Below are 25,185 nucleotides of genomic sequence, written 5' to 3' on the forward strand. Positions count from 1 at the left end.
GCCCCGACGATGGTTGAGCCTCGAGACCCAAACCCTGGCGCCGATACCATCGCCAGCCCGGCCGCCCACGATGACGTGACCGTGACCGCGGACGCGGACCAAGCGACGATCGTTGGGTCGGGTCCAAGCAGCAACCAGCCTCTGGGCGTGGGCTCGCAGCTTGGCGCCTACAAGCTCGATCGCAGGCTTGGCGCGGGGGGCATGGGCGAGGTGTTCGCGGCCCGCAAGACCAAGGACGGCCCGTTTGTCGCGCTCAAGGTCCTGTCGGACATCCACGCGACGCGCCTGTATCGGTTCAAGCGCGAGTTTCGGGCGCTCGCCGACGTCAAGCACGACAACCTGATCGCGCTCGACGAGCTGGTGGTGCTGCCGAGCGGGCAGGCGTTCTTCACCATGGAGCTCGTCGACGGCGAGTCCTTCGTCGACTACGTCCGCGGCGACACGCCAGCTGGTCAGCTGCCAAATCTTGTCCGGCTCGAGCTCGCGCTGGGTCAGCTGATCGCGGGGGTCCATCACCTGCACCTCGCCCGCTGCGTGCACCGTGATCTCAAGCCTTCCAATGTGTTGGTCACGCGCGAGGGGCGAGTGGTGATCCTCGATTTTGGCGTGGTCTCGGAGCTGTCCGAGGTTGACGACGGCATGACCCGCGAGGGCCAGATGATGGGCACGCCGGCCTACATGGCGCCGGAGCAAGCCGGCGGCCAAGTGGCGGGGACCGCCGCCGATTTCTATGCGCTGGGCACCATGCTGTTCGAGTGCTTGACCGGCACGCTCCCGTTCGCGGGCTCGGTGATCGACGTGTTGGTGAGCAAGCGCCACGGCGACATCCCGGACCCGGCCGCGCGCCTGGATCCGGGGGTGACCCGCAGCGGCCAGGTCGAGACGCTGCTGGACCTTTGTCGTCGCGCGCTGCGAGTCGAGCCAGACGAGCGGCCAAGCAGCAAAGAGTTCGTCGCGTACGCGGGGCGCGTGTCGGCATCGAACGCGAGTCAAGCGGACGGACGGATCAGCAGCATCCCCGGGGGCGTCGTGCCCGGCACAGCCGGCGCTGCGGCGATCGAGGCGGCGCCCTTCGTGGGTCGCGTCGCCGAGCTCGCGCGATTGGAGGCCGCCTTCGAACGGGTCCGCGACAGCGTCTCGCCCGTGACCGTGCACGTGCGGGGCCACAGCGGCCAAGGCAAGTCGACGCTGATCAATCAGTTCTGGACCACGCTGCGGCGCAAGGGGGACGTCGTGCTGTTGCGCGGCCGCTGTCTCGAGCGCGAGTCGGTCCCCTACAAGGGCGTTGACGCGGTCGTCGACGCGCTGTCGATCTACCTGCGGCGGCTCGAGGCGATCGAAGCCGCGCGCCTGCAGCCGCGCCACGTCGCCCCGCTCTTGCAGCTGTTTCCGGTGCTCGGCGACGCGTGGCCAGACGGCGCGCGGGTCATGGACATCGACCCCGGTGAGCTGCGTCGGCGCGGGCTGGCGGGGCTGCGCGAGGTGCTGGCGCGGGTGGGCGAGCGGCGCCCGCTGGTCGTGCACGTAGATGATTTTCAGTGGGCCGACGTCGACAGCGCGCGCCTGATCACCGAGCTGATGCGCCCGCCCGATCCGCCGGCGATGCTGCTGATCATCAGCTTCCGCGACGAGGTTGACGAGCGCGAGGCCCTGCAGCTGCTGACCGGGACCGAGGCCGTCAGCGGCCGGGACGTGCGCGCGCTCGAGATCGGTCCGCTGTCCAGCGACGAGGCCCGCGAGCTCGCGGACGCGTTGATGCGCGAGCGCGACCCCGAGCGGCCCGACACGGGCGCGGCCGAGGTCTTCGCTCGCCGGGCGCAGGGCAACCCCTTCTACATTGGGCAGATGGTGATGGGCGACGACGCCCACAGCAGCAGCAGCGACGCGTCGCTGGACCGCCTCGTCGCCCGCCGGATCGTCGCGCTCGAGCCGATTCAACGCAGCATCTTGGCGACCGTCGCCGTCGCGGCTGGGCCGACCCCGCTCGCCGTCGTGCTGCGGGCTTGCGGCGCGGACGGCTGGGACGACGACGGGCTCGTGACCTACCCCGAGGGGGACCTCGAGACCCGGCCGCAGTCGTCTGCCACGGCGATCTCGCCGGCCCGTGCGGGGCTCGAGCCGGCCGCGATGGCGCTGGCGATCGCCGCGTTGGTCCACGCCAACTTGTTGCTGCGTCACGCAAAAGACGGGGCCAGGGAGGGGGCCGAGAAGGGGGGGGCCGAGAAGGGGGGGCCCGAGAAGGGGGCCGAAGCTGACGCGAAGCGCGGCGTCACCCTGCTCGAGGCTGCCCACGATCGGATCCGCGTGGTCGCGGTTGGCGAGCTGTCGCCGGCCGAGCTGCGGGCCACTCACCTCGCGCTTGGTGAGGCCTTCGAGGCCCTTGGCGGCGGTGAGTCCGAGGCGCTCGCCGAACACTTCGCGGTCGGTGGCGATCCTGACAGGGCGCTCGACTACACGGAGCGGGCGGCAGCAGACGCAGCCGCGGCCCTGGCCTTTGATCGGGCGGCGCAGCTGTACCGACGCGCGCTCACCCTGATCCCCGGTGATCAGCACGATCGTCGCCGACGGCTCGAGCTCGCGCTCGCCGAGCAGCTCGTGGATCTGGGTCGCGGGGCCGAGGCCGCCGCGATGTTCATTGGCTTGGCGCCCGGCGCCGACAGCCCGCAGGCTTCGCGCGAGCTCGAGCGTCGGGCCGCGAGCGAGCTGGTCAAGGCTGGCTACCTCGACGAGGGCATGGACACGATCACGCCGGTCCTGCGCGCCGTCGGCATCTGGCATCCGCGCGGCACCTTCATGGCGATCGTCGGCACGCTGTGGAACCGGCTGTTGCTCGGCATTCGTGGCTACGCGTTCAAGCAACGCCAACAGTCCGAGGTCCCGCCGCAGCTGCTCGAGCGGATCGACACGCTGTTGGCGACCAAGACCGGGCTGACCCACCACGAGGCGATCTTCACCGGCTACCAGCAGTCTCGAGCGATTCGCCTGGCGCTGCGGGCTGGCGAGGCCCGGCGCTTGATTCGGTGTTTGGTGCACGACGCCGCGATCTTCGTGGCGATCGGTCGCAAGCAGAAAGGTCGGGCGCTGATGGACGTCGCCCGCGAGCTGGTCAAAGGGGTGAGCGAGCCCGAGTACCACCGCGTGGTCGAGTACGTCACCGCCAACCACCACGATCATTCGGGGAATTGGCTCGAGGCCGCGAGCGAGTTCGAGGAGCTGCAAGAGCGGCTCGACGAGAGCCCCAACTCTGGGTGGATTCGCGGCGCGAGCACGGTCCAGTGGATGTACGTGAGCAAGCTGCTTGGTCGGTTTGGGCTGCTGCGCGCGCAGCTGCCCGAGCGCGTGGCCACGGCGCGGGATCTGGGCAATCGCCACGAGCACATCTCGCTCAGCGCGCTGCTCTCGCTGGTGACGGCGATCTACATTGACCCGGGGACGGGGCCACAGACCGATGCGGCGTTCGCTGAATGTCGCCAGCTGCTGGCCGAGGTGCGCGAGCAGTGGCACCCGCGGCAGATCACGTTTCAACACATCATCATGGCGATGACCGAGGTCGAGATCGCGATGCTCGCGGGTGATCCGGCTGGGGCCGTAGGAACGGCCGAGCGCGTGCTTGGGGACACGCGCGCGCGAATCGTGGCCATGATGATGCCCAGCCACATCGACTTTTACGAGCTACGGGGCCGAAGCCGGGTCCGCGCGGCGCTAGAGGGGATCGACACGCAGCGCTCGCTGGAGTTGGTGCGTCATGACTTGAAGCGACTGCGCGGGGGTCACAAGCCGCAGGTGGCCGCGCAGGCGATCGCGCTCGAGGCCGCGCTGCACAGCTGCTTGGGGGATGACGCGGCTGCACAGGCGGCGTGGCGGCGGGCGGCCGAGAGCTTCGAGGCGTTGGCGATGGGGGCCCACCTTGCTTCGGTGCGTACGCGGCTTGGGGGGCTTGGGGATTCGGCGGCGGGGGAGCTGGCGCGGGGGTATTTCGAAGCGCAGGGGATTACCGCGCCGATGCGGCTGGTGGACGCGCTGGCGCCCGGTCGGGGGTGATGTGGAAATTTTAGTTCAAGAAGCAGAGGGTTGTCTCGGTGGGGGATATCGGGTCGTGTTTTCCTGTGAGGCAGGAAAGGGGCGGTCTGGTTGGTCAGGGCAGGAGCCGCCCGTGGTCGGCGCAACCTACGACGCGGAGTTGGACGTAGAGGATTCGATTGAGCTCGGCCGCAACGCCACTATCACCAGCGATGGAGACAACGGAATTTCCATGGAAGCCGGCAAGGTCGTTGTCACTGGGGTCATCGAATCGAGAGACGGCGACGGGATGACCTATCTTCGGGTGGCGCGTGACTGTTTGCTCATGATCGAGTCAGATGATGATGACCTTGGGGTAGGGTCTCGTGTTCGGATCTCGTTGTCCGGCGGCGAGCTACAGTTGACCCCAATGGGCGGATGAAGCGAACCGTCTCTCCAGCCTTGCCTGGCGCTACAGAAGCCCGTGGCGCAATGTGTCGTGCGCCGCACGCCGGAATTTTCGTCGAGGGCGCGAAGCCGAAACGCCGTTGTGGTCGGCCCTCGCCGAAAGGTGATGCAACCCCTGTGCGGGTTGGCGGCGCCGTCAAGACGCGGCGTGTACGTTTGCGGCCAGCTGATCCAGCTCCGCCTCGGCCTTCCGCATGTAGTAGCCCCCCGCGCTGATGCCGTTGTCGTCGCTCCCGTTCCCGTTGTGCAGGGTCGCGTCGAAGAAGCGCAGGACGCCCTTTCCTTCAAAGCGTACGTCGGGACTGCACGACCCCCAGCTGAGCGCGTCCTTGATCTTCCCGGACAGCACCCCCCCCCAGCGCTCCCGGCCTCGTCGCCCGTGCTCATTCGCAGGGTCGCGCCTTCCACGGCCACCGCGTTGCCCTTGATCGTGATCTTGCGCGTACCTCTGGTCAGATCCGCGGTCCGGGCGATGTTCGGGTAGGCAAGGCGCGTCCGCTCACCCAAGCATGTTCAAGCGGGAGGGCTGCCGCGGTGGGGCTCAGAGCATCGCAGCATGCTCGCTGTGGTCGCGCAGCTTGGCGGCGATCCGCACCACCGTTGACTGGCTGAGCCCAGTCCGCTTGGCCAGCATCCGCGTGGTCCAGCGCGGCGCCCCGACCGGGGGCGGCGACTGCCGCAAGCGCAGCAGCTCCGTGACCTTGCCCTCCGAGATGGTTGGCGGCGCCCCAGGCCGCGGCCGATCCCACAGCGCGTCAACCCCACCCTCGTCGAACCGGGCCCGCCACTTGCTGATCGTGCGGCGCGAGGTCTCGAGCAGCGCCGCGCTCTGGGCCCCGGTCGCGCCGGCGGCCCAGCTGAGGATGATGTGGGCGCGCACGCGTACGGCTTCATCGCGGGTCTCGGGCGATGACAGCCGCATCAGCTCGAGGCGCTGCTGGGGAGTCAGGTTGACGGTTCGCTTGGTCCGGCGGGTGTTTTGCATGAGTCGATCCGGCTGCGCGCCCGGGGCGTTGGCACACATGTTGGTGGTGTCAAAACTCGCCGGATCGATTTGGAAAAATTCGCCCAAAGTTCAAAATACCAGCTGGGTGACAAAAATGACCGGTGGCGGGGGATTGGTGGTCGGCGTCAGGCCGCCGCCGCGCATGGACCGCGCCCGCCAGCTGGCCCAACGCGGAGATCCCGGGCAATCTCGCCGGGATGCCGCGCGAGATCCTGACCGCCATTCTCTTGTGCACATGTGTGGCCGGCCTTGGCTGCGACGCCAAGCCAGCCAAGCCGGCCGAGCAAGCGAAGGCCGCCCAGCCCAGCGCCCCGCCGCACGCCTCACCCGCAGCAGACCCACACGCGAACATGGGCGCGCCCGGTCCCGCCGCGGGCCACGATCCCCACGCCAAGTTGCCAGCGGCCAAACCCCCAGGCCCCCCGCGCGACGTGACGCCCACCGGTGAGACCCGCGAGGAGCTCGTCGACGGCCTGAAGCTGATGGTGCCCAGCGAGTGGGAGCGGGGCGCCGGCTCGAGCATGATGCGCAAGGCCGAGTTCACGCTGCCGGGGCCGGGCGGTGACGCGACGCTGGTCGTCTACCGCTTCGAGGGCGGCGCAGGCTCGACTCAACAGAATATCGAGCGATGGAAAGCACAGATTGTGCTGGCCGAGGGCGCCGAGGCCCAGACGGCCGAGATCCAGGCGGGTACCCTAAAAGTGGCAAGCATCGATGTTCGGGGGGCCTACGCGGGCCAGTCGATGCCGGGGGCGCCACCACAGCCGCCGATCGCCGAGGCGCGGCTGCTCGCGGCCGCAATTGAGGGTGCCGGTGACCCTTGGTATTTCAAGCTGGTCGGCCCCGCGGGGACGATTGATGTGTGGGGCGAGGCCTGGAGCAAGCTCCTGTCCGAGCTCGCGCCAGCGGCCTGAGCACGGCCGGCGGCAGCGCGGGCTCGCGCATTTGTCCCGACTGTTGTTAACTGGTAGGCGTGGCGGTTCGGCAAGTCTCGCTAGCGCTGGCGACCGCGCTGCTGCTCGGCTGCCCGCGCACGACCACAAGCGCGCTCGAACCCAAGCCATCCGTCAAGACCGGCCGGGAGCTCGTGCGCGAGTCGGGTGACTCCCGCGTGGATCCGTCGCGCTGCGTTGGCGACGGGCTGGATCTGCTCACGCTGGTCGGCGCGGGCCCGTGCACGATCACGGCGAGCGAGGCCTCGCCGCTGCCCGACCCCGAGCTGCTCGTGGTCGAGGCCCCGCGCAAGCTCGAGGTTCAAGCCGGGCAGCGCCTCGAGTTCGAGCTGTTGCTGCGCAACCAGAGCAAGCAAGAGCTGGTGATCGATCTGGCGTTCCAGAGCTTCTTGCCGCTCGCGGCCGTGCGGACCGTGCGGCTTGGCAAGGGGCCGGGGCCCGACGACGCCTGCACGCTGCAGGCGGTCTCGACCGAGCCGCCGCCCGAGCGCGTGACCTTGCCGCCCAGGGGTGAGCTGGCGATCCCGTGTGATTGGTACGCCAACACGCGGCTGGTGGATCCAAGCAGCTACGTCGGCAGCGAGTGCCCCGACTTTCCGCCGCTGCCCGCTGGGCGCTACCGCAGCGTGTTCACGATCGGCGGGGGCGCCGGCACGACGCGGACCATGGACGTCGAGATCGTGGTGCGGTGATCGAGTAGCATGCGCGCATGTACACCCAGATTTTCGGACAGATGAAGAAGCAGCTGGCCCAGATGGACAGCTGGTTGATGACCGCGGCGACCTACGCGGACGCGAAGAAGTTCGACGTCGATGTGTTCATGACCCAGCGGCTGGCGCCCGATCAATTCGCGCTCGCGCGGCAAGTCCAGATCGCGTGTGACGCCGCCAAGCTCGGCGCGGCCCGGATCACCGGCAAAGAGGCCCCGTCGCACGCGGACAGCGAGCAGACGATCGCCGAGCTGCGCGAGCGGATCGCCGCGACGCTGACCTACCTCGAAGGGCTCACCGCGGCCGACTTCGGCGACGTCGGCGAGCGGACCGTCACCCAGTCACGCTGGGAGGGCAAGGTCATGTCGACGCACGACTATCTGTTGGAGCACGTGATGCCCAACTTCTACTTCCACTCGGTCCACGTCTACGCGATCTTGCGTCACAACGGCGTGGGCCTGGGCAAGCGCGACTATCTGGGCACGCTCAGCAAGCGCGACGCCTGAGCAGGACCAGGCCGAACAGGCCCAGCAAGCCGAGTAAGGCGGGCAGGGGGCGCGCGTCTTGGTCGCTCGCGCAGTGACAGCCGCCGCCCGTGTCGTCGCCGGGGGGGCCGTCGCCGGTGTCGGTGGTGGCCTCGCCGGTGTCGGTGGTGGTGTCGCCATCGCCGCTGGGCCCTTCGAGGGTGATCACGGCGCTCGCGGTCGAGCTGTTGCCAAAGTAGTCGATCGCTTTGAGCTCGAGCAGGTGTTCGCCCGTGGCTTGGACCTCGACCCCCTCGAAGCGATAGGGGGGGACCTCGTCGGCGGCGACTTGGCCGAGCGGGGTCAGCCATGGCGCGCCGTCGACAGACAGCTCGACCCGCGCAACGCCGACGCCCGCGTCGCTCGCCTCTGCGAGCACGTTGAACACGACGGCCGCCGCTGGAAACGTGTCGCCGTCGACGGGGTCGACGAACGCGACGCTGGGCGGCTCGCCATCCACGAGATCCGTCCACGGCGGTCCGCAGCGATCCGAGGGACCCGACACCGCGCTCGGGCAGCCCTCGGCCCACTGCGCGCCGGGCTCGGTGGCGACGTAGAAGCCCTCGCACTCGGGGGTTGGCGCCCAGCTGCCGTCACCCGCGTGACAGGGCGTGATGTCGATGCCGCTGCGATCTTCGATCCACTCGATCACCACGGGCGCAGGCACGTACTGGACCGAGGCCCCGTCACCGCCGCCGCCCGAGACGATCCCCAGCAGCCGCCAGCTACCATCCTCGAGCTGGACAAACGCCGGCCCGCCCGAGTCACCCGCGTCGGCGCCAACCCCCATGCCGCCGATGCCGACCGTGCTCACGTAGCCGACGATCGCGGTGGTCGCCTCGTGCTTGATCCCGACCTGCTCGGGGGCGTCGATCGTGGTGTCACCAAACCCGACGATCGTTACTGGCGTGCCCACTTGGATCAGCGCCGCGTCGCAGCCGACCAGTGGCGGCGTGATCGCGATGTCCGTGACGGGCTCGGCGAGCTCGCAGTAGGCGTAGTCCATCGAGCTGACCGCGAACAGATCCGAGTGCCGCTCGCAGCGGAGCGTGGGCACCTCGCGGGTCGGGGCGTTGGCGTTCTCACCAAACAACACGGAGGTGTGGAAGGTGCCGCAGTGGGCCGCGTAGACGACGACCCGCGGGTGCACGAGGGTGCCCGTGCACAGCCCGCCCGTCTGCAGCGCGACGACGCTTGGCCACGCGCAGGTCGAGCTGGGCTCGCCACCCACAATCCCGGCCGGCTGCGGGGCGATCGCGTCAGGCGGTGCAGCCCCGGCGACCCCGTACGGGACCGCGGCCAGCATCAGCCCTGCGAACATCCTGGCGCGCACGCCATGAGTGTGCCCTACACTGACGGCGAGCGCCCCCATGTCTGCACCCAACGAGACCCGCGAGCACATCCTCGTCGAATTCGACGCCGGCATCTGCACCATCAGCTTCCGTCGGCCGCACAAGAAGAACGCGTTCAGCGTGGCGATGTACACGGCGATCAACGCCGGCTTCGAGCAGGCGCGCGAGCGTGGCGACGTGCGGGTGATCTTGCTGCGCGGCAGCGAGGGGGTGTTCACCGCGGGCAACGATCTGCAGGACTTCATGCAGGCGCCGCCAACCGGGACCAACAGCCCGGTCGCGCGCTTCTTGGCCCACCTCGTCGCCTGCGAAAAGCCGATCGTCGCCGCGGTCGAGGGGCCGGCGATCGGGATCGGCGTGACCATGCTGTTGCACTGCGACCTCGTGTACGCGGGGGAGAGCGCGCGCTTCCACATGCCCTTCGTCAACCTGGGTCTGTGTCCCGAGGCCGGCTCGAGCTACTTGCTGCCGCGGCTGATGGGCTACCAGCGCGCGGCCGAGCTGCTCTTGCTTGGCGAGCCCTTCACCGCCCAGGTTGCCTACGAGTATGGCCTGATCAACCAGGTCTTGGCCGACGCGGCCGTCCTCGATCGTGCGCACTCGATCGCGGTGAGCCTGAGCAAGAAGCCGCCCGCCGCTCTGCGCAATTCCAAGCGCTTGATGCGTGACGGCTATCGCGCGGCGGTCACCCAGGCCATGGCGGCCGAGTTCGAGTCGTTTGGCGCGGGCTTGACCTCGCCCGAGGCGGCCGAGGCGTTCGCGGCGTTCTTTGCCAAGCGCGAGCCGGACTTCTCCAAGTTCGAGTAGCGTTCATCGCCGGGCACCAGCATGAGCGCCGAACCACCTGTCGAATTGGCTACCGACCCCCCCTCCGAAGTGGCCAAAGATCACTGGGGCGAACGCCTGCCGCGTCGGCTTGGGACCTTCAGCGCGATCGCGGTGCTGGTTGGGTCCACGATCGGCAGCGGGATCTTCCGTTCACCCGCGGTCGTGGCCCAAGACATCAACGCGCTCGGGCCCTTCGTGCTCGCGTGGGTGCTAGGTGGGCTGGTCGCGCTGGCCGGCGCGCTGACCTTCGCCGAGCTTGGCGGCATGTTTCCCCGCACGGGCGGGATCTACGTGTACGTGCGCGAGGCCTTCGGCGAGCTCCCGGCGTTCTTGTTTGGCTGGGCGGAGCTGGTGATCTTGCGGCCCGCGGCCTACGGGGCGATCGCGGTGACCTCGGCGGAGTACACCTGGCGGGTGCTTGGGCACGACGCCGGGCGGGCGCTGTGGGTGGTGATCCCCCCGGGGCCCGATCCCGACAGCGGGCTGGTGATCAGTCTGGCGCAGGGCCTGGCGGCGCTGATGATCGTCGTGGTGGGGATCGTCAATTTTCGCGGGATCCGGCTCGGGGCGATCATTCAGAACGTGTCGACGGCGCTCAAGGTCGCGGCGATCCTGGGCTTGGTGGGGGTGGGCTTGGCCATGGTCCCCAACGCGCTCCCGCCCATCGCCGAGCTGCCGGTGCGCCCAGATCACGCCCCCGAAGTGGGCGGGCTCGCGGCGTTTGGGCTGGCCATGGTCGCGGTGCTGTGGGCCTACGATGGCTGGTCGGACGTCGGCTTTGTCGGCGGCGAGATCAAGGATCCCGCGCGCAACCTCCCGCGGGCGTTCATTGGCGGGACCGCGCTGGTGGTCGGGCTGTATCTGTTGGTCGACATGGTCTACCTGCGCGTGGTGCCGCTCGATCAGATGCCTGGGCGGCCGTTGATCGCGGCCGACGTGGCCGAGGCGTTGCTCGGTCCGATCGGGGCGGTGCTCGTCGCCGGGGCCGTGGCGATCAGCACCTTTGGCACCCTCAATGGCTCGATGATGACGGGGCCGCGGGTGTTCTTTGCGATGGCCGAGGACGACCTGTTCTTTCGCAGCCTCGCCAAGGTTCACCCAAAGCACGGCACGCCGGGCGGGGCGATCCTGCTGTCGATCGTGCTTGGGGTTGGGTTCGTGTCGTTTCAGGGCTTCGCGGAGCTGGCGGATCAATTCGTGATCGGGATCTGGCCGTTCTATGCACTATCGGTCGCGGCGGTGCTGGTGTTGCGGCGGCGGCGACCCGAGTTGGAGCGGCCGTATAAAACCTGGGGCTATCCATGGGTCCCCTTCGCGTTCTTGCTGGCTACCATGTATTTGCTGGGCAACTACGCGATCCGGGAGTCAGGCAAGTTCGCGCTGGATGTTGCGATCGTGCTGTCGGGGGTGCCGGTGTTCTGGCTGTGGCGGCGGCGGCGGGATCGAAGCTCGCCTTTGTGAATTGAAGCCGTGCTCGCGGGACGATGCCCCGCGAGCACGGCCATGTTCGCGGCCTCGATCTCAGCTGGGGTCGCACTCGAGCTGGGCTTGCTCTTCGGCCTCGCACGCGTTGCCGGGCTCGCTGTCGAGGTACGCGATGTACTCCTCGCAGGTGAGGCTGGCCTGACACATGGAGAGTGCGAGGGTCTTGTCGAAGCAGTCACCCTCGAGCTCCTGATAGCCCTCGATGCACAGTTGCTCGCACTCTGCCCACGGGAACACGCAGGTGGACCACACCTGGCACGAGGTCGCGCACGCCTCTTGGACCGCGGCATCCCCGTCGCCGCCGGAGTCGGTGTCGCCGTCGCCGTCGCCAGAGTCGCCGTCGCCGTCACCGTCACCGGAGTCGTCGCCGTCGCCGTCGCCAGAGTCGGACTCGGAGTCGGAGTCGCCGTCGCCGGACTCGCCATCTCCATCGCCGCTGTCGTCCGTGTCACTAGTATGTTGCGTGTCCTGGCCTTCGCCGCCGGGTGGTGGGTCATCAGCGCACGCGAGCCCGAGGATCGAGAACGCCAGGGTCAAAACAATACGGGCGGGAATCGTCTCATGAATCATCATTGTGGTAGTTTTTCGTCTAACGATTGTTAGGTTGCAGTGTTGCGATTGGGCGGCCGTTGCGGTCCGCGTCTCGACCGGGCTTGGATGCGAGATGACTGTGTAATTCGCTGCCTCGAGTCGATCGGCAAGTGCCCTCGCGAGGGACTTTTCTCGTAGGAATTCGACGCGTTGCGTTCTGCAACCGTCGGTCTGGAGCTGGGGCATTTTGGCCCTCAGGGGACCACGCCAAGGCCGTCGCGCGCGTCGATGATCACGTTCGCGTGGGCCGTGCACGCGACCGCCTCGGGGGCGCCAAGGTGGTCGCGCGCGAACGCTTGCGTGCAGTGCTCGCTGCCATCGTGGGCGTAGGCGTGAAGCCGCAGGGTGAGCGCCTCGGGGACCTCGCCGATCCACCAGATCGCCCACTCCCAGCGCTGGCGGCCAACGTCGCGCGGAACCATGACGAACTCGGTCCCACCCTCGTCCACGCGGACACCCTCGCGCAGCAGCGGCGACCAGCGGCCGTTGGCATCACGCACTTCAATCTGAACGCGAGGCCAGCTCGGCGCCGCCCAGCTCGGGGCGCTGGCCTGCAGGTGCAGGCGCGGGAGCAGGTCCAGGCTGGTCTCGATGCCAAGCTGTTCGTGCACACTCTGCTCGAGTTTGGCGAGCACGCGGCGGGCGTGGGGGCCCGGGCGCAGGGCAAAGTCACGATGAAAGCCTGGGGCCACCCGCGCCGAGTTGCCCGCGCCGCTCGAGGCGAACGCGGTCGCTTCCATGCCCACGCCGCGAGCGAGCGCGCCGAGCTGCTCGGCGATCAGCGTGCCCGCGTATTGACCCCACAGCGTCGAGCCGCCCTCGTAGTGCTGCAGCGCGTACTCCTGCGGCGTGGTGAAGTAGCTCAGGTATTCGTCGGCCAGGCCGATGGCGATCGGTCGTGGCGCGGTGTCGGGGTTGCTGGCCGCGACCGCCTGGCGGATCCGCATGCCCATGACCGTCGAGAATTCCCCGGGCAGGCCGATGAAGGTCAGCGGGCCAACACGATGCACGGAGATCGGGACTTCGTGGGGGATCGCGGGGCCCGGGAAGATCAGCGCGAACACGGCGGGCGGGATCGCGGGCCGCTTGGGGCCGTGACCGGGACGCCGCTCACGGGTGACGGTCTGGCCCTCGGGCCGACGCGCGTGAAAGCGGGTGCGGCCATCCTCGGCGCCACCGAGCACCGCCTTGCCCGCGAGCGGGCGGTGGGCCGTGTGGGCGGCTGGCGGGCCCTCGATCGCGTGATCCCGAAACGACACCCGCGTGAACCCGCTCTCGATCGCGCCCGCGCTGGCCGGGCTCGCGGGTCGTTCATCGCTCAGGCTGGCGTCGACGATCGCCGCGCCCAGGGTGGTCCCAAGCGCGAGGGTGTCGGCGCGGCCCTGCGTGGTCCAGTTGGGCGAGACGTCGCCCTCGGGCCCGTTGAACAGGGCGACGACCGGCGCCGCAAGCTGCGGTCGCGCGCGCGTGAGGGCAGCCTCGGCGTGGGCCGTGGCGACCGCGAACAGGTCGCCGTTGTAGACGTCGGTGGCGTTTAGCATCGCGGTCGCGTGGACCGCAAAGAAGGCCGCGACCGCGATTGGCTGACCGTGAAGATCTTCGATGCGCAGGGTCGTCAAGGTTGGGTCGACCGCGTGGCAAGCATCGACACCGGCCGGGACACCCGGGTCTTCCGGCTGCGTGCACCCTGGCAGATCCGCGTTGTGAGCGACGAGCAGATCCGCCTCGGGGTTGCGCAGGAACGGCGCGAGGCTGCGGTTGCGCCCCAGCCGTGGCACGACGCTGGTGTTCAGCCGCAGCTGCGCTGGGCTGCGAGCGGCGGCGGCCTCGGCGATCGCCGCCGCGATGCGATCGGTCAGAAACTCGAACAGCTCCGGGTCAAAGCCCATGCGCGTGGACGCGGCGTGATTGTAGTAGGCGGTGTCCGAAAAATTGCCCGGGCTGTGGTGGGTGTGGGTGCCCGCCAACAACAGCTGCGCCCGACCGATCTGCGTGAGCCCGTGCTGCTCGCGGACCCGCGCGACCACGGCGTCGGACAGCCCCGCCGGGATCGCCCACAGATCCGCGGCGACCAACACCAGCGGCTCGCCGTGCTGATCCTCGAGGTAGATCGCGCGGGCTGTTAGCCGGGTCCACACGCTCAGACCCACCCCGCTCTCGACCGAGTGGCCACCAAGCGGCACGCCGGGCAGCGGGGTGATGTCGAGCTTGGCGGCGCCGGCCAGCAGCTGACCCGATCCGGGCTGGGGCGTCGGTGGGGCGTGGCTGACCGGCCGCTGCCCACACGCGAGCAGCAGCGCGGCGACGATCGTCAGCACCCCGTGGCACAGGTGCAGGCGCAGGCGCAGGCGACTCACGGGAGCGGGCGCCAACGGACACCAGCCTCGAGCAGGTAGCGCTCGGTGTACTGCTCGTCGTCCGCGGGGCTGACCTTGCGCTCGACGCCGCCGTCCGCTTTGAAGGTCCACGACTCGTCCCAGCGATCGTCGCGATCGATGTCGACCTTGGCCCGGTTGAAGCGCAGGCCGTCGTCGCTGTACACGTTGATCTTGAACGACCGGCCCTTGCTCGCGTCCTTGATCTTGGTCTGCACGGGCTGCGTGAGCAGCTCGAGCATGAGCTGGTCGACCTCGCGCAGGTCCGGGCCGGTCGGGTCGCCATCGGCTTCGCCTGCGGGTACGGGCACCGGGCTCGACGCGGGCTCGATGGGTGGGGGGGGCGCGGGGACAGGCGCGGGGACAGGCGCCGCGCCGCCGCCCACGACCTGCTCGGGCCCATAGTTGTCATCGTCGGCCGGGGCGACGGCTCGATACACGACGCCGTTCGACCACCGCCACTTCTCGTCCCAGCGCTCGTCGCGATCGAGGTCCAGCTTCGCGCGCGCCCACACGCCATTCTCGGCGTAGACGTTGAGCTTGGGCCCGTTGGCGCCGAGGTGGTCCTTGATCTTGTCGCGGCCCTGCGCGGAGGTACCAAACATCTCGAGCAGGGTCGTCTCTACCAGCTGCGACTCTTGCTCGAGCGCCAGGACGATGGAGCTGTCGTTGGCGCTGATCGCCGCGCGCCCCAGCCAGAACACCAGCGCGCCGCCAACGATGATCCCCGCGCCGATCATCAGCGCCCGAAAGGTCTTGAATTTCATGTTGGGCCTCGGGTTGTGTGGGTGGTCTCGCGCGCCGCCGCGCGGGGCATCATGCCGCGCGCGATCGGGACGGTGCAGTTGCAGTAGCGATAGCGGCAGGGGGCGGGCAGGGGCGCGAGCGTGAAGCTACCGTCGAGCAGGTTGCCAAGCCGCTCGGTCCGGTAGCGGCGGGCGGGATAGCAGCGATACGCCTCGCCGCGATCATCAACCACGAAGTAGCGGGCGCCCGCCCAGCACGGCTGCCCGGCGTAGTCTGGCGCGATCGATCCGGTCAGGTTGTGGCCGCCAAGCTGCACGAGCGCCTGGCGTTCGCCGGGGGTGTAGGCGATGACCTCGCGATCTTGCTTCTCTGGTTGGATCTTGAACGTGAGCCCCGCGGCGGCGAAGCGCTCGCGCAGCCGCGGCAGCGCGGCCAGGTTGGCGCGGGTCGCCACACACGTCACGCACACGCTGGCGCCAGCGGGGGCGTGGTCGCGGGCGAAGCTGCAGCGATCGATGAACGCCGACAAGGTGTCGCGCTGATCCGGCCGGTCGTCGATGTCGACGTACTCGAGGTGCAGCGAGCAGCTGAGCACGCCCAGCTGCGGACCCACGGCCTGCATGAAGTCCGCGAGCTTGGCCTGGCTCGCCGACAGGTTGGTGACCACGCTGACCACGAAGTCCAGCTTGGCCAGCCCCGCGACGGCCTCGAGGAAGCCGGGGTGCACGAACGGCTCGCCGCCCGAGAGCTTGATCTCCCAGGCCCCCGGCAGCGCGGCGAAGGCCGCCATGAACCGGGGCAGATCCGCGGCCCAGCGCCCGCGGTCGTCGATGAAGCGCTGCGTGCAGTAGCTGCACCGGTAGTTGCAGCTGGTGTTCATGTTCCACGAGATCGCGCCGCGCGTGGGCGGGGGCGTTGCCGGGTACAGCTTGCGGCCGGCGGGCACCGGCGGGGGCGCGCCGCGCTTCATCGGGCGACTCCTTCGATCATGCCGCGGTTGGCGGGGACGGTGCACGGGCAGATCGAATAGGGGCAGCGGATCGGACCGGGCCGCAGCTCGACCTGGCCCCGCACGACGTTGCCGAGAAACCCCTGGTCGTGGCGCCGCGCGGTCCGGCACGCCCACGCGTCGCCGGACTGCAGCAGCACCAAGTAGCGGGCGCCCGTCCAGCAGCGCCGCCCGGTGTAGGCCGGCGCCATGTTGGCGCTGCGGGTCCGGGTTGCGAGCTCGAGATCCCCGATGATCGCCTCGACCTCGCGCATTTGCGCTGCGGTGTAGGGATGCAGCCCGCGCTTGACCTTCATCAGCTGGCCAAACCAGCGGAACCCGGCGGCCTCGACCTCGCGCTTGGCCGCCGCGACCTCGGCCAGGCGATCGGGCACCAGCACCATGTTGACCACGAACCGCGCGTTGGCGTGGGCGTGGTCGCGCAGCAGCTCGAGCCGCGCGATGAAGTCGGGCACCCGCGTGAACTCGAGGTGCAAGCTGGCCGAGACGATCCCAAGCCGCCCGTGGGTCAGCGCCGCGAAGCGCTGCAGCTGCTTGGTCGAAGCCGAGAGGTTGGTGAGCGTCGAGATGGTGTGCGACCCCGCGACCAGCCGCGGCACGATGTGATCCAGCAAGAGCCGCGAGGCGAAGGGCTCGCCGCCGGTCATCTTGACCTCCCACTGACCCGGCAGGCCGTTGAGGAAGTCCAGCGCCGCGTCGAGCTCGTCACGGGTGGGGTAGCCAACCCGGTACTTCTTGGACTGAATGCAGTAGCTGCAGTCGTAGTTGCACTGCCCGCAGACTTGCCACTCCACGGTAGGTTGGTGGGGCCACGGCGGGGCGGCGCCGTCATCCTCGAGCGGCTGCGGCTCGGGCGACCAGGTGTTGGTGAGGATCGGCAGCTGATGGGCCATGCAAGGGCTCCTAGCGCAGCACGGGCAGAGACAGGCGGCGCATCGCGCTGGCGACCGCGTCGGCGCTTGGGGGCGCGCCGGTGGTTGGTGCTGCGGCCTGGTGGTTTGCCGTGCCGCGGCCGGTGAGCTCGAGCCAGCGGGCCTCACCGTGCGCGGCGCGGACCCGCTCGGACCAGGTCAGGTTTTGGTTGAACTTGCCGCACTGTGAACAGCTCGGGAGGTACCGACCCTGGCGCAGGCGCTCGCGCAGGGCGGTCCAGCTGGGCCCGTGCCACAGCTGCGAGAAGCGCGTGTTCGCGTCGAGCTGGCCAACAACGACCTCGGTGTTGCAGCAATACAGCACCGTGCCGTCCACGGTGATCCGACTGTAGAGCTGGCCCATGAAGCACCCGACCTGATCGATCGGCGCGGTCGCCAAGCCGCCGGCCTCGAGCTGCAGCGCGAACGCGTCGAGGTTGTGCGCGAGCCCGAGCGCCTCGGCGCGCTGCTTGGCGGCCGCGAGCTCGCCCGATCGCAGCCGCGCGCGCTGGTCCGCGTCGATCCCCACGACCTCGGTCCCGGCCCGCAAGGAGGCCAGCTTGAAGTTGACCCGCGCCGCGTGCAGGCGCGCGGCCTGTTCGATCATGGCGATCAGCTCGCCCGCGTTGTGCTTGCAGATCACGTGGACGTGCTTGTCGCCCCGGCGACCGGCCGCGCTGAACTGGGCCAGCGTGGACTGCAGACGCTGCCAGTCGCGGGCCGACCAGCTCGGGTGAAAGTCCAGGTACGCCCGCTCGCTCGCGGCGTGGATCCCCAACAGCAGACAGTCAACCTCGAGCTCGAGGATCCGCGCTGGATCGGCGGCCAGCAAGTTGGTGATCACCGTGAGGTGCAGCCCGCGACGCTTGACCGCCGCGAGCAGCTCGTAGATCTGCGGGTGGGTGAAGGGCTCGCCCATGCCCGAGACGATCACCGCCTCGAGCCCACCAAGGCTGTCGATGTCGGCCAGCAGCTGCTCGAACTGGGCTGGATCGGCGCGCTGGCGCTTCCAGCTGATCGGCCGGGGCTGCTGCAAGTGCGGGCTGTGATCCCAGCAGGTCACGCAGTCGATGTTGCAGGCGTTGGTCACGTCGATGTGAACCGAGGCCGGCCCAAGCGGGAGCTCGCCGGTTGCGAACGCCTCCAGCCGCGCGCGTTGGTTGGCCTTGTGGGCCGCGACCCGGGCCGCTCGGCGTGCGTGGGCTTCGGTCACGGTGGCGCCCCCTCGCCAGGGCCTGTTGGGGGCGCGCGCAGCTGCGAGTGAAGGCCTGCGTACAGCCGCTCGCCCGCGAGCCCCGGTGGTTGCTCGAGGATCACCCGCGCGAGCGCGAGCAGGTCATGGCCAGTGTGGGCGGCGGTGTCGAGCAAGCGCAGCAGCCGGGCGACGAACGCGGGCGCGTCCAAGCTGCGATCGCCCGGGAGCGCGTCGAGGACCATGGTCAGCGCCGACCACTGGCCGGCGCTGGCGGGGGCGCGCAGGACCGTGAGCAGCAGCTCGCCAAGCAGCTCGGGGTTGATCGCCTCGGACTTGATCCGGCGGGCCATGAGCTTGGCCAGGCGCGACAGCTGCGGCAGCGGCACGCCGAGCTCGCGGGTCTCGGCCAGCAGATCGAGCGTGGGCGCGAGCGCGAGCTCGCTGCGATCGACGGGGGTCCGCGGATCCTGCAAGTCGACGCTCAGCTGAACCAGGTCCGCGAGCGAGACACCGCTCGCGCCCAGCTCCGTCAGCAGCGCCTCGTCGAGCGCATCTTTGGCGTGGTCGAGGATCGCCGCGGGCAGACACAGGCCCAGCAGCTCGCTGGCCGCGGCGCGTGCGTTGTTGGTGGGGACCCGCGCGCGGGCTTGGGTTGCGAGCGCGGGGCCGCGGTTGGGGTCCAGCAGCTCGCGCAGCGCGGCGAGCAGCTGGGGATCCGCGCGGGGTTGGGGGGAGAGCTCCACGCACAACGCCGCGCCGGCCTCGACGAAGCCGCGCACCCGATCATGCTGGTCGTCGGCGATCTTGCGCTGCGGCACGAAGGCCGTTGGCACGCCCGCGAAGCTGAGCTCGTGGACGGCGTTGAAGCCCCCGGCACAGATCGCGGCGTCGAACGCCGACAGCAGCGGGGGCAGATCCGGCGTCGTCCACCAGATCCGCCGCGACCCGGTCAGCGGGCGACCGCGAAACAACGGCCCCGCCGCGAACACCAGCCACAGCGGGGGCGCGCTCGCAGACTCGGCCTCGAGGGTGCGCGCGCTGGCCTCGACCGCCTCGAACAGGCGGGCGACGTCGTCGTCGCCCCCGCCGCCACCGGACACCAACACGCAGCGCGCCTGCGCGGGGATCCCAAGCCGCGCCCGCGCCTGCGATCGGTCGAGCCGCTCGAACGCCTCGCCGCGCATGATCGGCCCGACGAAGCGCAGCCGGTCCGACGCCAGCCCCAAGGCGGCGGCCAGGCCAGGCTCGCTCGCCGCGTCGCTGGGCACGATGACCCGCTCATACAGGCCCGCCAACGCCCGAAACGAGGGCCGCCCCGCAAACTCGGGCCGCACCGGTCGCAGCACCAGCGCGGGGTGCTTGCAGAGATCCAAGACCCCAAGCAGCTCCTGAAACGAGCCACCGGGGAAGGTGTCGACGACGAACAAGTCTGGCCGCAGCAGCGCGACCGAGTGCCAGATCCACTGCTTGGCCAGGGCCAGGTAGCTGGGCTTGGAGATCCCCGCCTCCGCGACCACCGACTTGCTGGGCAGCTTGAAGCCAGCGAAGCCCTCGTGGAACAACAGCGTGTCGGCCTCGGAGGTGGTCAAGAACCAGTGCTGGCTGCGGATCCCCGCGAAGGTGGCGTAGCGGCGCAGCCACCGATGGATCGCCACTTGCCGCGAGAGGTGCCCGAGCCCGCGCCCGTTGACGGCGTAGCTGACGATCGAGAGCGTGCGCGGCAGCTCCATTAGCTGACGTCGTCCCACGCCTCGCGGTCGTTGCTTGGGTCGGCGTAGCCCTCGTGGATCAACGCCGCCATGGCTTGCTCGCGCGGGTTGTCCCCCGATCCGCCGCCCGATCCCTCGCGCTCGGACTTGGGCCGCGCGTAGTACTCCCCGACCTCGGGGATGAACCTGGCCTTGACCTCGCCACCGGTCATCAGGTGCCACCAGATCGTCTGGTCGCCCGGGCGGTAGTCGTCGTAGCTGTCGTAGTCGCGCACGCGCGAGTAGGCGGTGTCCAGCTTGTTCCAGCGCTTGTTCCAACCGTCCGTGGGCACCTTATACTTCGACTGGATCTGGTGCGCGTCGAACAGCGAGTGCGCGTTCTTGTTGCGCTGGTACTTGTCGATGCCGCGCTTGGCCTTGACCAGGCGTCGCTGCAGCTGGGCCAGCGGGGCGGCAATCCAGGTCGCACGCATGGCGCTGATGTAGCGCAGCTTGGCCCGGATCCCCGCGACTCGCTTGGCCGCGTAGAGCCCGGGCTCGTAGCCAGACAGCAGCGTGAGCAGGTCGTCGTCGAGCGCCGACAGGTGCTCGTGGACGCGACCGCGGGTGAGCGCCCAGTGGCGATCCTCGATCGTGCGCAGGGACTCCTGCAGCTGGGCGTGGCGCACGGCCATCGCTTCGATATGCGCCCGCTCCGAGACCCACTTGGCGAGCTCGGTCTCCAAAGTTCGGCGCGCGGCCGCTTCTTGTTCGTAGCGCTCGCGCAGCTGCGCGAAGCTGGTCAGCCCACGCGGCTCGCCGAACTGCTCCACGATCGAGTCGCCGTGCTTCCAGTGCCGGTAGTAGGCCAGCTCGTACCACTTGGTCTGGTAGTTGGGCGTGCCGTAGTCGGCCACCATCAACGGATGGAACATCGGGTGGGCTTCGAGCGGATCCAGGGCTTCTCGCAAAGGCGCGAGCGGGCGCTCGAGCTCCGCGATCTCGATTGTGCACGCGTTGATCTTCAGCTCGCGGTCTTGAAAATCGGGGTTGGCGTCGAGCGCCGCGAGCTCGCTGGTGAGCTTTGATCGGTCCTGCTCGATCCGGGCCTGGACCGGCGCGCTGGCGATTGAGGGCAGGTGGATCAGCGACGCCGCCCAATCTAGGTGTTCCGCGACCAAGCCCGGGACCACCGTCACGGTCAGCTGCTCCCACGCCTGGGCCAGTGAGGCCGTGAGCGCTTGTTGATCCGCGGCGATGACCCGGTCGGACTCGCGCAGTCGCTCGCGCTCTTCCGCGTACGCGGTCGCGCTTCGCTTGGCGATCAGCGCGGCGGCGTGCCCGGTGATCCGGCTCATGTGCCCTCGTTGGGTGCGGCGTCGCGGCGCTCGGCGACCGCGTCCAAGAACCGCTCGGCCGCCCACTCGAGATCCTGAACGCTGTCGACCTCGTGCTCGTCGATCAACAGCATGAACAACTCACCGCGCTCGATCATCGCCCCGAGCACGGCCATCTCGTCGGCCGTGAGATCCAGGTGATCCCCAGCGGCATGAGTCAGGTACTCGAAGCCAACCTTGGCGGCGGCGTCCCAGCCATCTGCCGTGAACGCGACGCCCTCGAAGCGCAGCTCGATGTCGCGGGCCAGTGAATAGCCGCGGCGCTCGAACACCTCCGCCAAGACGGCGCAGCCTCGTTGCTCTGTGACCACGAAGGTGAGAGTAGGCGGCCGGGCGCGTGGACGGCAAGTCTGTTGATCGGCCGCCGGCCATGACGAGCACGATCAGGGCTCGACCAAGTCGCACCAGCACATGACCGGGTCAGGGACGTCGACGAGTCGCCGCCCGTCATGGGTGAAGCCGCGAACGCTGCGGGGAGCGTTGGTGTCGGTGCAGCCATCGGGCGCGAGCACAGCCAAGAAGGTGTCGGCCGTGGTGTCGCAATCGGCGACGACCAGGTGCTCTGCGAACCCGGGCATGGTCACGTCGTCCGTGATGACGCCTTCGTTGGCGAGCAGGACCACGAGGTCAGCCCCCTCGCGCGCGCTGATGAACACCCAGCCATCTGCGAAGCTGACGGTAGACAGCCGCTCGAGACCGGGCGCCAAGGTGATCGCGCCGACCGTCGGCGACGCGCCATGGTGAAACTCCTCGCCAACCTTCATCCCCGCGAAGCGCCCACGCGCTTCAACCTGCTCCGGTCCCGGTCCCGGTCCCGGTTCAGGATCTGTCTGCGCGACTTCGGTCTCGCTCGGTTGCGCTTGCGGGGCTGCGTGTGGGCCAGTCGGTGGAGCCGGGGTCGGCTTGGACGGGCAGCCGACGAGGCCAAGGACGGCGAGGCACGCGATTGGGGCGAAGCGCATGTCAAAGTATACGAACTCGACTCGGCGAGCGTGCTACCGTCGGCGCAGGTTCCCGAGGGCGCTTGGGTCATCCCCCACTGAGCGCAGCGTTCTCATGCGCCGGCCATGACCTGAAGGCTCTTTTGGGGCGATCGAGCGGGCGGCTGGACTGTCACGGGCGCGTGGGCGGCAAGCGTGTTGATCAGCCGCCAACCGTGACAATCACGACGCCGCCGTCAGCAAGGCGGATCGCCAGCTCGTCGTCGCCGTCTCCGTCGTGATCACCCACCGCGAGCTCACTGGCGACCGCCCCGGGGTCGAGCTCGAGCGCCCGAATGCAGCCCGCGTCCGAGTCCGGTCGCTGCAGCGAGACACCACCGCCCTCGGTTCGCAGCGCGAGCTCGTCGTCGCCGTCGCCGTCGAAGTCTGCCACGGCGATCTCGACAGTCAGCACCTCGAGGCCCCATTCGCTCTGCTTGGCGCCCGCCGGGTCCCACTGCTCGAACAAGGTCCAGCGCGAGATCTGACTGCTGCTCAGGTTGTAGGGCACGCCGCCGGTCATGTAGGCCGCGATCGGGCTCGATCCGTCAACGATCGCGCTTGGGCTTGGCGACGCCGCGGCCACCAAGCTGCCGCCCAGATCGTAGAACTCGAGCTGCAGCGGACTGCGGAGCATCAGGCCCGCGCCAGCGAGCCCCTGCTCGCGCACCGCCGCGGCGTGAGTGGTCTGCATGCCCAGCGAAGTCAGCTGGCCGCCGCCGTGATCGATGACCGCGCCCTGATCACCAAACAAGAGGAGATCGGTGCTCGCTTGGCCGTCGAAGTCGCCGGCGCGCAGCCCTGACACGGGACCGATCGGGCTCGGGACCACGCTGGGTCCAACGAAGCCCGCGAGCCCGTCCGAGCTGTGGATCATCAGCTCGCTGCCGACCGCGAGCACCACGTCCTCACCCGGGTTGGCGTCGAATTGGCCAGCGGCCGCCGCGTCGACGGAAGGGGAGGTGACTTGGCGTGGACTCGCCGTTGGCGCGCCACCGCCAGCCTCGAACACGAGCAGTTGATCCTGCGTGACGACGACCAGCTCGTCGTCGCCGTCGCCGTCGACATCCGTGAACGCCAACGCCAGCGCCTGGCCGTCGAAGTTGACCGGAATAGCGAGGTCGGGGCCGGCTGGATCACACGCGCTCGGCACCGCGACCGGGTTGCAGATGTAGGACTCGCACACGGACAGCGTGCCGCACTCGTCATCGACATAGCACTCGTACCAGAGGTTTCCGTCGAGGTAGCCCTCGTACTCGCACGTCCCACCGTTGCAGTAGTAGCCTGCTGGGCAGTCGCTGCTGTTGACGCACTCGTCCCCGGTCTCGTCGGTCTCGCCCGTGCTCGCGTCGGTGGAGCTCGAGTCCGTACCCGCGTCGGTGGAGCTGGTGTTGGACGTGCTCGCGTCACCGGTCCCCTCCGCGGCCGAGTCCGCGCTGATCGTCCGCCCCCCGCAGCCGCCACCAAGCAGCGCCAGCCCAGCGAGTCCAGCGACGATGTTCCAGGGGCGTGGGTCGAACTCAGCCGTCATCCGCCGATTGTGGCACGCCCCGCGGCGCCCCGTGCCATGAATTGCGTTGACAGATCGCCACGCGCGGTCGAGAACTCCCCGGTGCTGGTCGTCCAAAAATTTGGCGGCACGTCGGTCGGGACCCTCGAGCGGATCCGTGGTGTCGCCGAGCGTGTGCTCGCCCGCCAGCGCAGCGGCGATCGGGTCGTGGTCGTGGTCTCGGCGATGGCCGGCGAGACCAACCGCCTGATCGAGCTGGCCAACGCCCTGCACGCGATCGCCCGGGACCGCGCCGTCGCGGGCGCGAGCGCGAGCGCAGGCAAGGACGCCAAGGGTTGGGTCGCCCCGCTCAAGCGCGACGACCCGGGCTTCGAGCGCGAGCTCAGCCAGCTCATGAGCACCGGTGAGAAGGTCAGCGCGGCGCTGGTCTCAATGGCGATCCAGGATCTTGGCGGGGCCAGCGTCTCGCTGGTCGGCCATCAACTCGGGGTCGTGACCCAGGGCAGCTACACCAACGCGCGCATCGTCTCGATCGACGCCGAGCGGATCCACGCGCTGCTCGACGCAGGCATGATCGTCGTGTGCGCGGGCTTTCAGGGCCTCGACGAAGCCGGCGACGTGACCACGCTTGGGCGCGGCGGCTCGGACACCTCGGCGGTCGCGTTGGCTGCGGCGATCGTCGCCGACGAGTGCGAGATCCTGACCGACGTCGACGGCGTGTTCACCAGCGACCCACGCGTGGTCCCAAGCGCCCGCAAGCTCGACCGCATCACCCACGAAGAGATGCTCGAGCTGGCCTCGCTCGGCTCGAAGGTCGTCCAGATCCGCGCGGTCGAGTTCGCCATGAAATTCAACGTGCCCGTGCACGTGCGCCACAGCCAGCACCTCGAAGAAGGGACCAGGATCGTGCCCGAGACCCCCAACATGGAGGCCGTCTTGGTCGCGGGCGTGGCCCTCGATCGCGACGAAGCCAAAGTCACCTTGACCAATTGCCCCGACGTGCCCGGCACGATCGCCACGCTGTTCACCGCGCTCGGCGAGCGCGGGATCATCGTCGACATGATCATCCAAAACGCCAGCCGCGACGGCAAGACCGACGTCACCTTCACAGTGCCGCAGGACGAGCTGCAGCGCACGACCGAGGTGATCGGCGAGCTCGAGCTGGTCTGCTCACCGGGGGTGACCCTGCTGACCGACGCCAACATTGCCAAGATCTCGATCGTCGGCGTGGGCATGCGGACCCACGCAGGCGTGGCGGCCAAGGCCTTCTCCGTGCTCGCGCGCGAGGGTGTGAACATTCAGATGGTCTCGACCTCGGAGATCAAGGTCTCGGTCGTGGTCGATGACAAGTACGGCGAGCTGGCGCTGCGGGCGTTGCACGACGGCTTTGGACTGGGTGCGAGCTAACCCCACCCTGTCTTGCTCCGGTCGGGCCTTCGTCGTAGCCTGGCGCGGAC

The 25,185-nt window shown here is 69.3% G+C and carries 22 protein-coding genes and 1 pseudogene; 8 read left to right on the forward strand and 15 right to left on the reverse strand.

The features are described from left to right. The first annotated feature begins 9 nt into the window (after positions 1–9). Complete coding sequence (locus DB30_RS22740) at positions 10–4,041, forward strand: serine/threonine-protein kinase (protein WP_052552463.1); 4,032 nt, start codon at positions 10–12, stop codon at positions 4,039–4,041. A gap of 112 nt (positions 4,042–4,153) precedes the next feature. Further along, the gene (locus DB30_RS42405; protein WP_052552465.1) at positions 4,154–4,441 is read left to right on the forward strand and encodes a hypothetical protein; all 288 of its coding nucleotides are present in this window, start codon (positions 4,154–4,156) and stop codon (positions 4,439–4,441) included. A gap of 162 nt (positions 4,442–4,603) precedes the next feature. On the opposite strand, the gene DB30_RS42410 is transcribed toward DB30_RS42405, so the two are convergent. The 3 genes and pseudogenes from DB30_RS42410 to DB30_RS22750 all read right to left on the reverse strand — a co-directional run bounded on the left by DB30_RS42410 (position 4,604) and on the right by DB30_RS22750 (position 5,491). After that, the gene (locus DB30_RS42410; RefSeq protein ID WP_052552467.1) at positions 4,604–4,816 is read right to left on the reverse strand and encodes a PAAR domain-containing protein; all 213 of its coding nucleotides are present in this window, start codon (positions 4,814–4,816) and stop codon (positions 4,604–4,606) included. A gap of 14 nt (positions 4,817–4,830) precedes the next feature. Next, positions 4,831–4,974, reverse strand: a pseudogene (locus tag DB30_RS43155) (PAAR domain-containing protein); the annotation flags it as partial. Positions 4,975–5,008: 34 nt separating this feature from the next. Further along, positions 5,009–5,491: a helix-turn-helix domain-containing protein gene (locus DB30_RS22750; RefSeq protein ID WP_146660148.1), complete on the reverse strand. Its 483-nt coding sequence runs from the start codon at positions 5,489–5,491 to the stop codon at positions 5,009–5,011. Positions 5,492–5,574: 83 nt separating this feature from the next. On the opposite strand from DB30_RS22750, the gene DB30_RS22755 reads away from it, so the two are divergent. Genes DB30_RS22755 through DB30_RS22765 form a run of 3 tightly spaced genes read left to right on the forward strand, consistent with a single transcriptional unit; the run spans position 5,575 to position 7,642 of the window. Further along, entirely contained in the window at positions 5,575–6,387 is an 813-nt protein-coding gene (locus tag DB30_RS22755) for a hypothetical protein (protein ID WP_146660150.1), read from the forward strand. A gap of 59 nt (positions 6,388–6,446) precedes the next feature. Next, on the forward strand, positions 6,447–7,118 hold the full coding sequence (locus DB30_RS22760) for a hypothetical protein (protein WP_052552473.1): 672 nt from the start codon (positions 6,447–6,449) through the stop codon (positions 7,116–7,118). 17 nt (positions 7,119–7,135) lie between these two features. Beyond that, positions 7,136–7,642 (forward strand): DUF1993 domain-containing protein, encoded by a 507-nt coding sequence (locus tag DB30_RS22765; RefSeq protein WP_052552475.1) that lies wholly within the window; start codon positions 7,136–7,138, stop codon positions 7,640–7,642. Here the strand turns inward: DB30_RS22765 and DB30_RS22770 are convergent. Next, a complete protein-coding gene (locus DB30_RS22770; protein ID WP_165703903.1) occupies positions 7,623–8,993 on the reverse strand; it encodes a trypsin-like serine protease in 1,371 nt (456 codons plus the stop codon). The genes DB30_RS22765 and DB30_RS22770 overlap by 20 nt on opposite strands. 37 nt (positions 8,994–9,030) lie before the next feature. On the opposite strand from DB30_RS22770, the gene DB30_RS22775 reads away from it, so the two are divergent. Further along, complete coding sequence (locus DB30_RS22775; protein ID WP_052552479.1) at positions 9,031–9,819, forward strand: enoyl-CoA hydratase; 789 nt, start codon at positions 9,031–9,033, stop codon at positions 9,817–9,819. Positions 9,820–9,888: 69 nt separating this feature from the next. Further along, positions 9,889–11,301, forward strand: a complete 1,413-nt coding sequence (locus tag DB30_RS22780; protein ID WP_052552481.1) for an APC family permease — start codon at positions 9,889–9,891, stop codon at positions 11,299–11,301. Between the two features lie 60 nt (positions 11,302–11,361). Here the strand turns inward: DB30_RS22780 and DB30_RS22785 are convergent, their stop codons facing one another. The 11 genes from DB30_RS22785 to DB30_RS22835 form a co-directional block, all read right to left on the reverse strand. Further along, entirely contained in the window at positions 11,362–11,898 is a 537-nt protein-coding gene (locus tag DB30_RS22785; protein WP_146660156.1) for a hypothetical protein, read from the reverse strand. Between the two features lie 212 nt (positions 11,899–12,110). After that, positions 12,111–14,273: a neutral/alkaline non-lysosomal ceramidase N-terminal domain-containing protein gene (locus tag DB30_RS22790; protein WP_052552484.1), complete on the reverse strand. Its 2,163-nt coding sequence runs from the start codon at positions 14,271–14,273 to the stop codon at positions 12,111–12,113. Beyond that, the gene (locus tag DB30_RS22795) at positions 14,270–15,058 is read right to left on the reverse strand and encodes a hypothetical protein (protein WP_052552487.1); all 789 of its coding nucleotides are present in this window, start codon (positions 15,056–15,058) and stop codon (positions 14,270–14,272) included. Before DB30_RS22795 ends, DB30_RS22790 begins: the two co-directional genes overlap by 4 nt. Further along, positions 15,055–16,008: a radical SAM protein gene (locus DB30_RS22800; RefSeq protein ID WP_052552489.1), complete on the reverse strand. Its 954-nt coding sequence runs from the start codon at positions 16,006–16,008 to the stop codon at positions 15,055–15,057. Before DB30_RS22800 ends, DB30_RS22795 begins: the two co-directional genes overlap by 4 nt. After that, a complete protein-coding gene (locus DB30_RS22805) occupies positions 16,005–16,940 on the reverse strand; it encodes a radical SAM protein (protein ID WP_052552491.1) in 936 nt (311 codons plus the stop codon). Before DB30_RS22805 ends, DB30_RS22800 begins: the two co-directional genes overlap by 4 nt. Before the next feature lie 10 nt (positions 16,941–16,950). Continuing rightward, entirely contained in the window at positions 16,951–18,171 is a 1,221-nt protein-coding gene (locus DB30_RS22810; protein WP_052552492.1) for a radical SAM/SPASM domain-containing protein, read from the reverse strand. Next, complete coding sequence (locus tag DB30_RS22815) at positions 18,168–19,883, reverse strand: glycosyltransferase (protein ID WP_052552495.1); 1,716 nt, start codon at positions 19,881–19,883, stop codon at positions 18,168–18,170. Before DB30_RS22815 ends, DB30_RS22810 begins: the two co-directional genes overlap by 4 nt. Continuing rightward, positions 19,883–21,199 (reverse strand): hypothetical protein, encoded by a 1,317-nt coding sequence (locus tag DB30_RS22820; RefSeq protein ID WP_052552496.1) that lies wholly within the window; start codon positions 21,197–21,199, stop codon positions 19,883–19,885. The genes DB30_RS22815 and DB30_RS22820 overlap by 1 nt, the downstream gene beginning before the upstream one ends. Then, positions 21,196–21,549, reverse strand: coding sequence for a hypothetical protein (locus tag DB30_RS22825; protein ID WP_146660160.1), 354 nt, complete (start codon positions 21,547–21,549; stop codon positions 21,196–21,198). Before DB30_RS22825 ends, DB30_RS22820 begins: the two co-directional genes overlap by 4 nt. Positions 21,550–21,621: 72 nt before the next feature. Next, entirely contained in the window at positions 21,622–22,200 is a 579-nt protein-coding gene (locus DB30_RS22830) for a hypothetical protein (protein WP_146660163.1), read from the reverse strand. A gap of 181 nt (positions 22,201–22,381) precedes the next feature. Next, the gene (locus DB30_RS22835) at positions 22,382–23,749 is read right to left on the reverse strand and encodes a hypothetical protein (protein ID WP_052552502.1); all 1,368 of its coding nucleotides are present in this window, start codon (positions 23,747–23,749) and stop codon (positions 22,382–22,384) included. Positions 23,750–23,785: 36 nt separating this feature from the next. On the opposite strand from DB30_RS22835, the gene DB30_RS22840 reads away from it, so the two are divergent. Continuing rightward, complete coding sequence (locus DB30_RS22840) at positions 23,786–25,135, forward strand: aspartate kinase (RefSeq protein ID WP_052552504.1); 1,350 nt, start codon at positions 23,786–23,788, stop codon at positions 25,133–25,135. Positions 25,136–25,185 lie beyond the last annotated feature (50 nt).

It is taken from the genome of Enhygromyxa salina, from assembly GCF_000737335.2.
Taxonomy (GTDB): domain Bacteria; phylum Myxococcota_A; class Polyangia; order Nannocystales; family Nannocystaceae; genus Plesiocystis; species Plesiocystis salina_C.

Bases quoted from the DNA above. Each gene is read 5' to 3' on its own strand.
- DB30_RS22740 (WP_052552463.1), top strand. From the start codon at position 10: ATGGTTGAGCCTCGAGACCCAAACCCTGGCGCCGATACCATCGCCAGC.
- DB30_RS22750 (WP_146660148.1), bottom strand. From the start codon at position 5,491: ATGTGTGCCAACGCCCCGGGCGCGCAGCCGGATCGACTCATGCAAAAC.
- DB30_RS22765 (WP_052552475.1), top strand. From the start codon at position 7,136: ATGTACACCCAGATTTTCGGACAGATGAAGAAGCAGCTGGCCCAGATG.
- DB30_RS22775 (WP_052552479.1), top strand. From the start codon at position 9,031: ATGTCTGCACCCAACGAGACCCGCGAGCACATCCTCGTCGAATTCGAC.
- DB30_RS22785 (WP_146660156.1), bottom strand. From the start codon at position 11,898: ATGATGATTCATGAGACGATTCCCGCCCGTATTGTTTTGACCCTGGCG.
- DB30_RS22795 (WP_052552487.1), bottom strand. From the start codon at position 15,058: ATGAAATTCAAGACCTTTCGGGCGCTGATGATCGGCGCGGGGATCATC.
- DB30_RS22800 (WP_052552489.1), bottom strand. From the start codon at position 16,008: ATGAAGCGCGGCGCGCCCCCGCCGGTGCCCGCCGGCCGCAAGCTGTAC.
- DB30_RS22805 (WP_052552491.1), bottom strand. From the start codon at position 16,940: ATGGCCCATCAGCTGCCGATCCTCACCAACACCTGGTCGCCCGAGCCG.
- DB30_RS22815 (WP_052552495.1), bottom strand. From the start codon at position 19,883: ATGGAGCTGCCGCGCACGCTCTCGATCGTCAGCTACGCCGTCAACGGG.
- DB30_RS22820 (WP_052552496.1), bottom strand. From the start codon at position 21,199: ATGAGCCGGATCACCGGGCACGCCGCCGCGCTGATCGCCAAGCGAAGC.
- DB30_RS22830 (WP_146660163.1), bottom strand. From the start codon at position 22,200: ATGCGCTTCGCCCCAATCGCGTGCCTCGCCGTCCTTGGCCTCGTCGGC.
- DB30_RS22835 (WP_052552502.1), bottom strand. From the start codon at position 23,749: ATGACGGCTGAGTTCGACCCACGCCCCTGGAACATCGTCGCTGGACTC.
- DB30_RS22840 (WP_052552504.1), top strand. From the start codon at position 23,786: ATGAATTGCGTTGACAGATCGCCACGCGCGGTCGAGAACTCCCCGGTG.